This is a genomic window from Mesorhizobium sp. M1B.F.Ca.ET.045.04.1.1, from assembly GCF_003952465.1.
GTDB classification, from domain to species: domain Bacteria; phylum Pseudomonadota; class Alphaproteobacteria; order Rhizobiales; family Rhizobiaceae; genus Mesorhizobium; species Mesorhizobium shonense.
Genome location: NZ_CP034448.1, coordinates 3,774,891 through 3,787,652 on the forward strand (window position 1 = coordinate 3,774,891; position 12,762 = coordinate 3,787,652).

Annotated in this window: 13 protein-coding genes; 11 read left to right on the forward strand and 2 right to left on the reverse strand. The window is 64.7% G+C overall.

Annotated features, from left to right (window positions below; all coding sequences use genetic code 11):
- Positions 1-82: 82 nt before the first annotated feature.
- A complete protein-coding gene (locus EJ071_RS18380; protein WP_126099113.1) occupies positions 83-1,114 on the reverse strand; it encodes a hydroxyacid dehydrogenase in 1,032 nt (343 codons plus the stop codon).
- Between the two features lie 144 nt (positions 1,115-1,258).
- On the opposite strand from EJ071_RS18380, the gene EJ071_RS18385 reads away from it, so the two are divergent.
- From EJ071_RS18385 to EJ071_RS18405, 5 genes are all read left to right on the forward strand, one after another.
- Positions 1,259-2,332 carry a LacI family DNA-binding transcriptional regulator gene (locus tag EJ071_RS18385; RefSeq protein WP_126099114.1) on the forward strand — a complete coding sequence of 358 codons (1,074 nt, stop codon included), beginning with the start codon at positions 1,259-1,261 and terminating at the stop codon, positions 2,330-2,332.
- A gap of 76 nt (positions 2,333-2,408) precedes the next feature.
- Positions 2,409-3,398, forward strand: coding sequence for a substrate-binding domain-containing protein (locus tag EJ071_RS18390; RefSeq protein ID WP_245460291.1), 990 nt, complete (start codon positions 2,409-2,411; stop codon positions 3,396-3,398).
- A 140-nt stretch (positions 3,399-3,538) separates the two neighbouring features.
- On the forward strand, positions 3,539-4,531 hold the full coding sequence (locus EJ071_RS18395) for an ABC transporter permease (protein WP_126099115.1): 993 nt from the start codon (positions 3,539-3,541) through the stop codon (positions 4,529-4,531).
- A complete protein-coding gene (locus EJ071_RS18400; protein ID WP_126099116.1) occupies positions 4,528-5,304 on the forward strand; it encodes an ATP-binding cassette domain-containing protein in 777 nt (258 codons plus the stop codon). The genes EJ071_RS18395 and EJ071_RS18400 overlap by 4 nt, the downstream gene beginning before the upstream one ends.
- A gap of 4 nt (positions 5,305-5,308) precedes the next feature.
- Positions 5,309-6,163, forward strand: a complete 855-nt coding sequence (locus tag EJ071_RS18405; protein ID WP_126099117.1) for a sugar phosphate isomerase/epimerase family protein — start codon at positions 5,309-5,311, stop codon at positions 6,161-6,163.
- Positions 6,164-6,171: 8 nt separating this feature from the next.
- Here the strand turns inward: EJ071_RS18405 and EJ071_RS18410 are convergent, their stop codons facing one another.
- Entirely contained in the window at positions 6,172-7,833 is a 1,662-nt protein-coding gene (locus tag EJ071_RS18410; RefSeq protein ID WP_126099118.1) for a sulfatase-like hydrolase/transferase, read from the reverse strand.
- Between the two features lie 119 nt (positions 7,834-7,952).
- Between EJ071_RS18410 and pcaD the strand changes: the two genes are divergently transcribed.
- From pcaD to pobA, 6 genes are read left to right on the forward strand one after another with little or no spacing between them, the layout of a single operon-like run.
- Positions 7,953-8,765 (forward strand): 3-oxoadipate enol-lactonase, encoded by an 813-nt coding sequence (pcaD, locus tag EJ071_RS18415; protein ID WP_126099119.1) that lies wholly within the window; start codon positions 7,953-7,955, stop codon positions 8,763-8,765.
- Positions 8,758-9,156, forward strand: coding sequence for a 4-carboxymuconolactone decarboxylase (gene pcaC / locus EJ071_RS18420; RefSeq protein WP_126099120.1), 399 nt, complete (start codon positions 8,758-8,760; stop codon positions 9,154-9,156). Before pcaD ends, pcaC begins: the two co-directional genes overlap by 8 nt.
- A complete protein-coding gene (gene pcaH, locus EJ071_RS18425) occupies positions 9,153-9,905 on the forward strand; it encodes a protocatechuate 3,4-dioxygenase subunit beta (protein ID WP_126099121.1) in 753 nt (250 codons plus the stop codon). Before pcaC ends, pcaH begins: the two co-directional genes overlap by 4 nt.
- A complete protein-coding gene (pcaG, locus tag EJ071_RS18430) occupies positions 9,905-10,519 on the forward strand; it encodes a protocatechuate 3,4-dioxygenase subunit alpha (RefSeq protein ID WP_126099122.1) in 615 nt (204 codons plus the stop codon). The genes pcaH and pcaG overlap by 1 nt, the downstream gene beginning before the upstream one ends.
- An 11-nt stretch (positions 10,520-10,530) precedes the next feature.
- Positions 10,531-11,583, forward strand: coding sequence for a 3-carboxy-cis,cis-muconate cycloisomerase (locus EJ071_RS18435; protein ID WP_126099123.1), 1,053 nt, complete (start codon positions 10,531-10,533; stop codon positions 11,581-11,583).
- Entirely contained in the window at positions 11,583-12,755 is a 1,173-nt protein-coding gene (gene pobA / locus EJ071_RS18440) for a 4-hydroxybenzoate 3-monooxygenase (protein ID WP_126099124.1), read from the forward strand. Before EJ071_RS18435 ends, pobA begins: the two co-directional genes overlap by 1 nt.
- Positions 12,756-12,762 lie beyond the last annotated feature (7 nt).

The window sequence follows — 12,762 nt, forward strand, 5'->3', positions numbered from 1 at the left end:
CGGAAGATTGGGCGTATTTTCCAGCAAGCCGCAGTGTTACTGACCGAATTGTCGGGGATTCCCTGCCAGAGCCCCAAATCTCTCAATTCCTGTCGACCGGCTTGGAGCGCATCCGGGAAACGGTCTCGCGCTCGGCGCGTTTGGAGCGCATCGGCGGCAGTCCGCGATCGATGAGGTCCATGTCCTCCAGCACCATGTCGCCCATGCGCTTGAAGGCGACGTCAAGCGCGCCGGCGCGGTGGGCCGAGCGCAGGAAACCGGGCAGGGAACGGACGGGATGGTCCTTGGCCAGCGGTTCTTCCGGGAAGACGTCGCTGGCGGCAACGATATGGCCGCTCTTCACCGCCGCCATCAAGGCCGCAAAATCGACGACGCCGGCGCGGCTGAGCAGGATGAAAGCAGCGCCTTTTCGCATTTTGGCAAAGGCGTCCGCGCCGAGAAAACCCAGGTTCTCGGCGGTCACCGAAGCGACGACGAAAACGAAATCGCTTTCCGACAGCACCTTGTCGAGCGCAGCCGGTTCGACGCCGTGCTCGATGAGCACGGAAGGCGGCAGCCAGGGATCGAACACCCTGGTGCGGGTGCGGAAGCCGGTCAGCAGGCGATTGAGCGCGCGGCCGAGATCGCCGAAGCCGATGATGCCGATATCGGCGCCTGAGAGTAGTCGTGCGGCCTGGTTGCCGTCGCCGCCCCAAAGCTCCTTTCCCTGCCGGAAGGCGAGGTCGGCATCGACGATGTTGCGTGCCAGATTGAGCGCCATGGCAAGGCCAAGCTCGGCAACCGGTTCGGCAAAGACCAGGCCGGTGGTGACGACGTGGACGCCGCGGGCAAACAGCGTCTCATACGGCATGTTGTTGATGAGGTTGGTCTCGACATTGAAGACGCAGCGCAGCGCCTTCAATTTCTGCAGCGTTTCCGGCGCGATCGGCGGCTGGCCGACGATGTAGCGCGCCTCCGACAACACATCCGGCGGCAACTCCGCGACGCCTTCGGGCGTTGTTTCGACGATGCGATATTTGCTGCGAAACACAGCCAGTTGCGGCGGCGTGAAGATCAGGTCGAGCGTGCGCGGTTCGGGTGCGCTGATCACCAGCGGCGAGGCTTTGTTGGACATGATTTTTCCTCCCGACGAGATTGGATCGCGTCAATCACATATGCGTTTTTTACTCCCGATGAAACGATTTACAACAGCGAAAAATCGATTTATCGGTTACATTATTGAGAGGGCGGGCGGCCAGCTGCCCTTGGGAGAAGATTGATGGCGCAACAGGAAGCCCAACAGCGGCGCCCGTCGATCCACGACGTGGCAAGCCATGCCGGCGTGTCGGCAGCCACCGTCTCCAAGGTGTTGGCCGGCGTCACCACGGTGAAGCCGGAAAACGCGCAACGCGTCCTCGATGCCGTCGAACTGCTCGGCTATCGCGTCGACCCGCTCGCCTCCGACATGCGCAGGGCCAAGCGCCGCATCATCGGCGCCATCATGCCTGAGTTTGAAAGCGAGTTCTTCGGCCAGATGGTCAGCGAGCTCGAAGGGCTGGCCGAGCAGCGCGGCTATACGCTGGTCGCCGCCTCCAGCCGTGAATCGGAAACGCGCGAGAAGGAGATCCTTGCCCGCATGCACGACTGGCGCGTCGCCGGCGTGGTGCTGGCTCCGGTGCGCAACGAGCACGGGCCGGCGGCCGGTTTCATGAAGGCGAACGGCATGACCGGCGTGCTGATCGACCGGGTGCTTGCCGACGATGCCTTCGATACGGTTTCGGCCGACAGCGCGGCCGCAAGTGCTGAAGTGGCGCGCGCGCTGGTCGGCGAGGGGCATCGCCATATCCTCGTCGTCGGCCTCGGCCAGCAGGCGGCGACGGTCCGCGCCCGCCTCGAAGGGTTTCGCAACACCGCGCTGGAACTTGCGCCCGACATCCGCATCGACGTCGTGCTTTGCGAAAGCGACGTCGAGCCTTTGCGGACACTGCTTCGCGACTATTTCAGCAAGCGGGAAGCTGGGAACGACCGGCCGACGGCGGTCTATTCGCTATTCCTCAAGGGCACGCTGGTGGCGCTGTCGGAATTCCGGCGGCGTGGCTGGCATTGTCCGAATGACATCTCGCTGGTCGGCTTCGACGACGCCGAATGGATGCAGGTGACCTGGCCGGCGATCGCCGCCGTGGTGCAGCCGGTGCGCGAGATCGCCAGCAATGCGATGGAGGTTCTGTTTCGCAGGATCGAAGGCGAGGGCGGCCCGCCAACGGCGCGGCTCGAACCCTGCAAGGTGTTGATGCGGGAATCCGTTGGCTCGCCAGGCAGCGTCCCGCATTCCGGGGGAGGAGACCGACAATAGCCCCCATTGTCGAAAACGGAACAAAGGCGCCGGCCCTGGCCGAGGCATCCGGCGCAAACAACAAACGGAGGATGGAATGACATCGCTTTTCCTGAAGATAAATCGATTTACCCTTGCGTTAGGCGTAGCTCTTGCGGTTTCCGCCATTGGCGCAGCCAAGGCCGAGGACGGCGAATATGGCGTGCTGATGAAGACGCTGGCCAATCCGTTCTGGGGCGCCATGGCCCAAGGCGTCGCGGACGGCGCCAAGGAAGCCGGCGTGAAATATTTCCAGCAGGCGGCTGAAAGCGACCAGGCTGCCGAGCCGCAGCTCAACCTCTGCAACACGATGCTCGAGCGCAAGCCGGTGGCGATGATCACTGCCGCGATCAACTCGACCAATCTGTTGCCCTGCCTGAAATCGGCGCAAGCTGCGGGCATGAAGATCGTCGACCTCGACAACAATCTCGATCAGGCCGTGCTCGACAAGGAGGGCGTCAAGGTCACCTTCCATATCGGTTCCGACAATGTCGCGGCCGGCGCGCAAGGCGCCGAATATCTCGTCTCCAAGCTCGGCAAGGACGCCAAGGGTCCGGTGCTGGTGATCGAGGGTCTGTCCGGCAACATCACCGGCGAAAAGCGCGCCAAGGGCTTTGCCGACAAGCTGAAGGAATTGGCGCCCGGGCTGCAGATCGTCGCTTCGCTGCCGGGCGACTGGGATCGCGGCAAGGCGGCCTCGATCGCCACCGACACGCTGACCGCGCATCCCGATCTCGTCGCCATCTTCTCTGCCAATGACACCATGGCGCTGGGCGCAGTCGAATCGGTCTACGCGGCCGGCAAGGGTGAGCAGGTGACGATGATCGGGGTCGACGGCAATGTCGATGCGGTGAAGTCGATCAAGGAAGGGCGCCTCAACGCTTCCGTCGCGCAGCTTCCCTATCTGGTCGGTAAGCAGGCGGTCGAGAATGTCAAGAAGGCGCTGGCCGGCGACAAGGTCGAGGAAAGCATCGCCGTGCCCACCCTGGTGCTGACCAAGGACATGCTCGACGCCGGCAAGGAGCCGATGCTGCAATATGTGAAATAAGGGAATAGGCAGTAGGCAGTGGGCAGTAGGCAGTGGGCAGTAGGGACTACCTATGTCCTGCCCCTCAGACCGGATCGCTATTCACCTGTTGCCTATTGCCTAATCCCTACTGCCTACTCCCTACCCGAAGGGTGAAAAAAATGGCTTCCGAAACGGCGCAGCCCGGTTTCTGGGCTCGGGTGCAGCGCGCATCCGTCGAGAGGCTCCACATCAGGCTGGAGTCGCTGCTGGTGCTTGTCCTGCTGAGCGCGGCGATGGCGCTGCTGTCGCCCTTTTTCCTGTCGCTCAGCAATTTCCTCAACATCCTGCTCGCGACATCCACGATCGGCGTGCTGGCGATCGCCGCCACCTTCGTCATCGGCTCGGGTGGGCTCGACCTTTCGCTGGGCTCGGTCATGGGCCTTGCCGGCGTGGCGGGCGCCTTCGTCGCCGTCAATCTCGGTTGGCCGTCGGTCTTCGCGCTGATTGCCTGCATCCTCGCCGGCGCCATCGCCGGCTACATCAACGGACAACTCGTCACCCGTGCCTTCGTGCCGGCGTTCATCGTCACGCTCGGCATGCTGGGCCTGGCGCGCGGCTTGGCGCTCGTCATCTCGCAGGGCAGGGCGATCTACGGCCTGCCGCCCGAGATCGTCTATATCGGGCAAGGGAGGCCGCTCGGCGTTCCGATGCCGGTCATCACCTTCGTGCTGACCGCGATCGTCGCGCATTGCGTGCTCGCCTACACGCGCTTCGGCCGCCACACGCTGGCGCTCGGCGACAGCGAGGGTGCGGCGCGCGCCGCCGGCATCCGCGTCGAGCATCACCGCCGCATCATCTACACGCTCTCCGGCGCGCTTGCCGGGCTTGCCGGTCTCTTGTTCACCGCCCGCGTCAATGCCGGCGACCCGACCGCCGGCATCAACTACGAGCTCACCGCCATCACCGCCGCGATCATCGGCGGCACCAATCTGTTCGGCGGCCGCGCCTCGATCCTCGGCACGATGATCGGCGCGCTGATCATGGGCGTGCTGCAGAACGGGCTGACGCTGCTTGCGGTGCAATCCTACTACCAGCAGATGGCGATCGGCGCGGTGCTGATCCTTGCGGTCTTCATCGACCAGTACCAGGTGCGGAAGGAGTCGCGGGTATGACACTGCTCTCGCTCCATGGGATCCGCAAAAGCTTCGGCGCGGTCGACGTGCTGCATGGCGTCGACCTGTCGGTCGCGGCCGGCGAGGTGGTCGGGCTGGTCGGTGACAACGGCGCCGGCAAGTCGACGCTGATGAAGACCATCACCGGCATCTACCGGGCCGACACCGGCTCGATCGAATTCGACGGCAAGGACATCCTGGCGCTCGATCCCGGCCAGCGGCGCCGCCTCGGCATCGAGATGATCTACCAGGATCTTTCTTTAGCCAAGCAACAGGACGTGGCGTCGAACATCTTCCTTGGCCGTGAGCCGACGAAAAGGCTGCTCGGCCTGTTCCCCGGCTTCGTCGACAAGGCTGAAATGGACCGCCAGGCGGCGCGGATGATCGACCGGCTCGGCGCGCACCTGCCGTCGATCAGCCGCTCCGTCGGCTCCTTCTCCGGCGGCCAGCAGCAGACGGTGGCGATCGCGCGTGCGCTCACCTTCAATCCGAAGCTCGTCATCATGGACGAGCCGACGGCCGCACTTGCCGTGCGCGAGGTGCAGAGCGTGCTCGACCTGATCCGGCGGCTGAAGTCGGAAGGCATCGCCGTGATCCTGATCTCGCACCGGCTGAACGACGTGCTGTCGGTCACCGATCGCATCGTCGTGCTGAGGCATGGCAGGGCGGATGCCGATCTCGTCACGACCAAAACCAATATGAACGAAGTCGTCAGCCGCATCGTCGGCGGCGGCGATACAGCCGCCGCGGCGGAGCATGAACAACGAGGCTGAGCTTATGAATACCTTTGGACTGCACACTTTCGCCATCGCGCCGGTCTGGGACCTTGCCCGCATCGAGCCGCAGATGGACCGGCTGAAGGAGCACGGCATCGGCCTGATGGAGATCCCGCTGCTGCGCCCCGAGGAGATCGACACCAAGCGCACACGCGGCTTCGCCAGTCATTACGGCGTGCAGCTCATGCCGTCGCTCGGCCTGCCGCGCGCGCTCGATGTCGTCGAGCGGCCGGAGGAAGCGCTCGACTTCCTGCAGCCGGCCTTCAAGGTCTGCAACGAAGTGGGCGCCGAGGCGCTCGGCGGCGTCACCTACGGCACGATCGGCAAGACCACCGGGCGGGCGCCGACGCAAAGGGAGATCGACGGCATGTGCCGTTTCCTCGAGCGTGCGGCGAAATCCGCCAAGTCGCGCAGCCTGAAGCTCGGCATCGAGCCGTGCAATCGCTACGAGACGCATCTCATCAACCGCGGCATCGACGCGGCGCGGATCATCGAGCGCGTCGGCGCCGACAACATCTTCATCCACCTCGACACCTACCATATGCATATCGAGGAAGAGAGCTTTGCTTCCGGTTTCGAGGCGGCGGCGCCCTTCCTCGGCTATGTGCATGTGTCGGAGGCCAATCGCGGCGTGCCGGGGCGCGGCATGCTCAATTGGGCGGCGTGCATGAAGGCGATCGCCGACATCGGCTACGAGGGCGCGATCACGCTGGAAAGCATGAACCATGTCGATATCGACATCGCCGGCGGGCTCGCCGTGTGGCGTCCGGTGGCGGAAGACCCGCGCGACGTCATAGAGGTGGGCTTGCCCTTCCTGCGCGAGGAAGCGCGCAAGGCTGGGCTGACCCTCGGATAGGTGGAGGTCTACTTGCCGGCCTGGCGCGCCAGCCAGCGGCGGCGCGCCTCCTGCTGTTCGGCAAGCTCGGCCTCGTCCCAGTAGCCGATGAGCACGCCTGAGCCGACGATCGGGTCGAAATGCCCGACCTTGTCGTCGATCTCGGTCAGCCACTCGTCTGCTACGGTGATGCGGTTGTTGGGCAGCGCCAGCCAGCGCATCAGCACCTTCCGCAGCCTCTCGATGTCGGCGGCCGCCGACGGCGCGCGGCCGAGGTCGCGGAGTTCGCCCGGATCGTTATGCAGGTCGAAGAACATCGGCTCCACACCTTCGCCATGGACGAGCTTGAAGCGGCCGTCGGTCACCATGTAGAGCTTGCAGTCCGACACCAGCATGGCGAGCTTCAGCCGCGCCGCATCGCCGCTGTAATCGTATTCGCTGATCGCATAGTTGCGCAGGCTTTGCCGTTCGCCGGAAGTGAGCGGCAGCAGCGAGCGACCCTCGAGGATATGTGGCTTGGCCTTGCCGCCGAAATAATCGAGGAAGGTCGGCGCAAGGTCGATCATCTCGACCAGCGCGTCCGAGGTCGTTCCGCGCATGGCATCGGCCTCGGAGCGCGGATCGTAGACGATCATCGGCACCTTCACCGCGACGTCGTGGAACAGGTATTTTTCGCCGAGCCAATGGTCGCCGAGATAGTCGCCGTGATCGGAGGTGAACACGACCAGCGTGTTCTCGAACAGGCCGCGTTTTTCCATGAAGTCGAACAGCTGGCCGAGTTGGTCGTCGATCTGCTTGATCAGGCCCATATAGCAAGGGATGACCGTCTCGCGGACCTCGTCGCGGGAGAAGTTCTTCGAGTAGCGCTCCTGCTGGAAAGCCTCGAAAATCGGATTGGGCGAGACGCGTTCGGCCTCGCTGCGGATCGGCGGCTGGATGTCCGCCTTGCCGTATAGATCGTGATAGGGCGCCGGCACGATATAGGGCCAGTGCGGCTTGATGTAGGAAAGATGCGCGCACCAGGCCTCGCCCCTGGCCTCGGCCTCCTCGATGAAGCGCATGGCGCGGCGCGTCATGTAGGGCGTCTCGGAATGCTCGTCCGGAATGCGCGCCGGCTTGTCGGCATGGACGAGCAGCCAGCCGTTGAAATTCTCGCCGTTCCCGCCTTCGCCGGAATTCGCCCAATGCTCCCATGGGTTGGCCGCGTCGAAGCCATGCTCGCGCAGATAGGTGTCGTAGGCCGGATCGGGATCGTAGCTGGTCGAAGGATGCAGGCCGTCGTCGCGTTCGAACGGCTCGAAGCCGCATTCGGCGACGCGCACGCCGATAACCGAATCCCGGGCGATGCCAAGGCGCTCCATGCCTTCCTCGTCGGCTCTCATATGCGTCTTGCCGATTAGCGCGCAGCGCACGCCGACCTCGCGCAAGTGATCGCCCAAGGTCGGCTCGCCGACCCTCAGCGGCACGCCGTTGTGGGTCGAGCCGTGCGAGCGGACGTAGCGGCCGGTGTAGGCGCTCATGCGCGAGGGGCCGCACACCGTCGACTGCACATAGGCATTGGTGAAGCGCACGCCGCGGCTGGCGAGCCTATCGATGTTTGGCGTCTGCAGGCTCTTGTGTCCGGCGCAGCTCAGATAGTCGAACCGAAGCTGGTCGCACATGATGAAAAGGACGTTGCGTTTTGAATTCATTGCTATCCGTGGCTCTCGGACGAACGGTAATGCCAGAACGGCGAAGTGAATGAAACGCGGCCAAATATCATTTTCTTGAACCGCCAACTGGTGCAATGTCACCGTGGAGGATTGAAACCGTGCCATTCGTCAGCATAGGCGGCGTCACGCTTCACTACCGCACCTTCGAAGCGACGGGCACCGCGTGTCCGATCGTCTTCATCAATTCGCTCGGCACCGACTTCCGGATCTGGGACCACGTTGTCGCGCGGCTTGCCGGCGAAATGCCGATGCTGGTCTACGACAAGCGTGGTCACGGGCTTTCCGACAATGGCGACGGCGTGCGCTCGATCGACGACCATGCCGACGATCTGATCGCGCTCATCGAACATTTCGGCTTCGACAAGGTGGTGATCTGCGGCCTATCGGTCGGCGGCATGGTCGCGCAGGGGCTCTATGCACGGCGGCCCGACCTCGTCGAGGGGCTGATCCTCAGCGACACCGCGCACAGAATCGGCACTGCCGAAAGCTGGAACAGCCGCATCGCGACGATCAAGCACGACGGCATCGAAGCGATTGCCGACGGTGTGCTCAAAGTGTGGTTCACGCCGGATTTCCATGCCAACCGCGCGGCCGAGCTTGCCGGCTGCCGCAACATGCTGACCAGGCAGGCGCTGCCTGGCTATATCTGCACCTGCATGGCGGTGCGTGATGCCGATTTCACCGACAGCGCGCGCCGCATCGCGGTGCCGACGCTCTGCATCGTCGGGGACCAGGACGGCTCGACGCCGCCCGATCTTGTCCGCGCGCTTGCCGACCTGATCCCCGGCGCGCGCTTCGAAGTGATCCGCGGCGCCGGACACATTCCCTGCATCGAACGGCCCGACGCGCTCACCGCCTTGATCCGCGACTTCGTCGCCTCGTTGCCTGAGGGAACGCATGCCCATGGATGACGACTCAAAGAACACCGCCAGATACCGGACCGGGCTCGAGGTCCGCCGCTCCGTGCTTGGCGGAGCACATGTCGACCGCGCCGAGGATGCCGCGACCGATTTCGACCGGCCGTTCCAGCAGCTGATCACCGAGGCCGCCTGGGGAACGGTGTGGGCACGCCCTGGCCTGTCGAAGCGCGAGCGCTCGATCGTGACGCTGGCGCTGCTGGCGGCGCTTGGCCATGATGAGGAGGTGGCCATGCATGTGCGCGCGACCGCCAACACCGGCGCCTCGCGCGAGGACATCTGCGAAGCCTTCCTGCATGTCGCTATCTATGCCGGCGTGCCGGCGGCCAACCGCGCCTTCAAGATCGCCAAGGAAGTGTTTGCGCAAATGGACGGAGCCCCATGACTGAGCCCGGCTCCAACCGGACGCCGGAAACCGGCGCCTTCTTCCAGCGTGACCGCCAATGGCACCCGCCGGCCTTCACGCCGGGCTACAAAAGCTCGGTGCTGCGCTCGCCGCAAAAGGCGCTGGTCGCCTTCGACAACACGCTGTCGGAACTCACCGGCCCGGTGTTCGGACATGCTCTGGTCGGCGAGCTCGACAACGACCTGATCCACAATTTCGCCAGGCCTGGCGAGAGCGCAATCGGCGAGCGCATCATCGTCCATGGACGGGTGCTCGACGAGCGGGGCAAGGGCGTGCCCGGCGTGCTGCTGGAATTCTGGCAGGCCAATGCCGGCGGCCGCTACCGCCACAAGAAGGACGGCTATCTCGCGCCGCTCGACCCGAATTTCGGCGGCTGCGGCCGCGCCGTTACCAGCGAGGACGGCGGCTATGCCTTTCGCACCGTCAGGCCCGGCCCTTATCCATGGCCGAACGGCCCGAACGACTGGCGGCCGGCGCATATCCACTTTTCGGTGTTCGGCCACGGCTTCGCGCAGCGACTGATCACCCAGATGTATTTCGAAGGCGATCCGCTGATCTGGCGCTGCCCGATCGTCGGCGGTATTTCGAACAAGGCCGCCATCGAAGCGCTGATTGCCGCGCTCGACATGCAGTCGGCGATTCCGATGGATGCGCTCGCCTACAAGTTCGACATCGTGCTGCGCGGGCGGCGCTCGACATTGTTCGAGAACGGACCGGAGCGCAATTGATGGCACAGTCGCTCGACCGGCTGAAGGAAAGCCCTTCGCAGACCGCCGGGCCCTATGTGCATATCGGGCTGACGCCCAATTTCTGCGGCATTGGCGGCGTTTATCAGAGCGATCTCGGCTCGACCATGGTCAACGACCAGACCAAGGGCGAGCGCATCGAGCTGCGCATTCGTGTGCTCGACGGCACCGGCACGCCGCTCAAGGATGCGCTGGTCGAGATCTGGCAGGCGGATGCCGACGGGCTTTACAACTCGCCCAGCGAATTGCGCGGTGCGGCCGATCCCGATTTTTTAGGCTGGGGCCGCCAGCCGACCGACATGGAAACTGGTGTCTGCCTTTTCCGGACGATCAAGCCAGGACGGGTGCCGTTCCGCGACGGCCGGCCGATGGCGCCGCATATCAGCCTGTGGATCGTGGCGCGCGGCATCAATATCGGCCTCAACACGCGACTCTATTTTGCCGACGAGGACAAGGCGAACGCCGAGGATCCGATCCTGGCCCGCATCGAGCATCGCGTTCGGGTGCCGACGCTGATCGCCGAGCGCCAGGGCGACACCTACGTCTTCGATATCCACCTGCAAGGCGAGAAGGAGACGGTCTTCTTCGACAGCTGACCGAGGCCGACATGACGGTATCGCCCTTCGACCATCCGCTGCTTTCCGGCCTGCTCGGCGACGAAGAGGCGGCGAGACATTTTTCGGTGGAAGCCGACATCGCCGCGATGCTCAGTTTCGAGCGCGGGCTGGCCGAGGCGGAGGCCGAATGCGGCGTGATTTCGCGCGAAGCCGGGGCTGCCATCGTCAAAGCGCTGGTCTCGTTCCGGCCGGATACCGCAAAGCTGCGCTCCGGCGTCGCCAAGGATGGCGTCGTGGTGCCGGACCTGGTCCGCCAACTCACGGCGGCCGTCGGCGAACCACATGGCGAATTCGTTCATTTCGGCGCGACCAGCCAGGATGTCGTCGACACTTCGCTGGTGCTGCGCCTGCGCCGGGCTGTCGAGCATATCGGCCTGCTGCTCAGCGAAAACATCGTTCGCCTTGCCAACCTTGAACAGGAGTTCGGGGGCAGGGCGCTGATGGCGATGACGCGCATGCAGCCGGCGATCCCGATCAGGGCAGGGGACCGGATCGCTTCGTGGCGCGCGCCGATCGAGCGGCACCAGCAGCGCTTGAACGAACAATCCGGCCGGCTGTTCGTGGTGCAGTTCGGCGGCGCTGCAGGCACGCTGGAAAAACTCGGCGACAAAGCGCCGGCTGTGCATGCGACACTCGCCGCGAAGCTCGGTCTTGGCGATGCGCCGCAATGGCATAGCCAGCGCGACGCGCTCGCCGAGTTCGCCGGCTGGCTGTCGCTCCTCAGCGGCGGTTTGGGCAAGTTTGGCCAGGACATTGCGCTGATGGCGCAGGCGGGCACGGATATCAAGCTCTCCGGCGGTGGCGGCTCGTCGGCGATGGCGCATAAGCAGAACCCGGTAAAGGCGGAAGCGTTGGTCGCGCTTGCGCGCTTCAACGCCGTCCAGCTATCGGGCATGCATCAGGCGCTGGAGCACGAGCAGGAGCGCTCGGGTGCGGCCTGGACGCTGGAGTGGCTCATCCTGCCGCAGATGGTGGTGGCGACGGCAGCCGCGCTCAGGCTTGCGGCCGAGCTTGCAGCGCAGATCGAAAGCCTCGGCCACTGATGCGCACCCAGGTCGTCATCATCGGGTCGGGACCGTCCGGCCTGCTGCTCGGCCAGTTGCTCGCCACCATCGGCATCGAGACCGTCATCCTCGAGCGGTCGAGCCGCGAGCATGTGCTTGGCCGGGTGCGCGCCGGCGTGTTGGAGCAGGGCACAGTCGACCTGCTCGGCGAGGCAGGCGCTGCTGACAGGCTTCATGCTGAAGGCCTGCCGCATGCCGGCATTTCGCTCGCCTTCGACGGACGCCTGCATCGCATCGACCTCACGGCGCTCACCGGCGGCAAGCACGTCACCGTCTACGGGCAAACCGAGGTGACGCATGATCTGATGGACAAGCGGGAGGCGGCGGGGCTCATCACCGTTTACGAAGCGGCGAGCGTCGCGCCGCATGATTTTGACGGGCGAGCGCCGTTCGTCACCTACGACAAGGATGGCGTCGGCCATCGCATTGACTGCGACGTCATCGCCGGCTGCGACGGCTATCACGGCGTCAGCCGTCGATCGGTGCCGGAAGGCGCGCTGAAGACCTTCGAGCGGCACTATCCGTTCGGCTGGCTGGGCGTGCTGGCGGAGGTGCCACCGGCCGATCATGAGCTGATCTACGCCAATCACGGGCGCGGATTTGCGCTGTGCTCGATGCGGTCGCCGCGCCGCAGCCGCTACTATGTTCAGGTCCCCGCCGACGAACGCGTCGAGGCCTGGTCGGACGACCGTTTTTGGGATGAGCTTCGACGCCGCCTGCCGGCGCGGACGGCTGCGGCCGTCACCACCGGGCCGTCCTTCGAAAAATCGATCGCGCCGCTGCGCTCCTTCGTCGCCGAGCCGATGCGCTTCGGCCGGCTGTTCCTGGCCGGCGACGCCGCCCATATCGTGCCGCCGACCGGCGCCAAGGGCCTCAACCTCGCTGCCAGCGACGTGCGCTATCTCTTTGCCGGGCTTCGCGAATTCTTTTCCGACAAGTCGGAAGCCGGGCTCGACGCCTACTCAGCAAAAGCGCTGGCGCGAGTCTGGAAAGCGGTGCGCTTCTCCTGGTGGATGACGACGATCCTGCACCGCTTTCCCGAGACCGGCGAGTTCGGCCAGCGCATCCAGGAAGCCGAGCTCGACTATCTCGTGCATTCAAAGGCGGCCTCGACCGCACTAGCCGAAAACTATGTCGGCCTTCCATACTGATCGGCGG

Bases quoted from the DNA above. Each gene is read 5' to 3' on its own strand.
- pcaC (WP_126099120.1), top strand. From the start codon at position 8,758: ATGGATGACGACTCAAAGAACACCGCCAGATACCGGACCGGGCTCGAG.
- EJ071_RS18385 (WP_126099114.1), top strand. From the start codon at position 1,259: ATGGCGCAACAGGAAGCCCAACAGCGGCGCCCGTCGATCCACGACGTG.
- EJ071_RS18395 (WP_126099115.1), top strand. From the start codon at position 3,539: ATGGCTTCCGAAACGGCGCAGCCCGGTTTCTGGGCTCGGGTGCAGCGC.
- EJ071_RS18410 (WP_126099118.1), bottom strand. From the start codon at position 7,833: ATGAATTCAAAACGCAACGTCCTTTTCATCATGTGCGACCAGCTTCGG.
- EJ071_RS18380 (WP_126099113.1), bottom strand. From the start codon at position 1,114: ATGTCCAACAAAGCCTCGCCGCTGGTGATCAGCGCACCCGAACCGCGC.
- EJ071_RS18400 (WP_126099116.1), top strand. From the start codon at position 4,528: ATGACACTGCTCTCGCTCCATGGGATCCGCAAAAGCTTCGGCGCGGTC.
- EJ071_RS18435 (WP_126099123.1), top strand. From the start codon at position 10,531: ATGACGGTATCGCCCTTCGACCATCCGCTGCTTTCCGGCCTGCTCGGC.
- EJ071_RS18390 (WP_245460291.1), top strand. From the start codon at position 2,409: ATGACATCGCTTTTCCTGAAGATAAATCGATTTACCCTTGCGTTAGGC.
- pcaG (WP_126099122.1), top strand. From the start codon at position 9,905: ATGGCACAGTCGCTCGACCGGCTGAAGGAAAGCCCTTCGCAGACCGCC.
- pobA (WP_126099124.1), top strand. From the start codon at position 11,583: ATGCGCACCCAGGTCGTCATCATCGGGTCGGGACCGTCCGGCCTGCTG.
- pcaH (WP_126099121.1), top strand. From the start codon at position 9,153: ATGACTGAGCCCGGCTCCAACCGGACGCCGGAAACCGGCGCCTTCTTC.
- EJ071_RS18405 (WP_126099117.1), top strand. From the start codon at position 5,309: ATGAATACCTTTGGACTGCACACTTTCGCCATCGCGCCGGTCTGGGAC.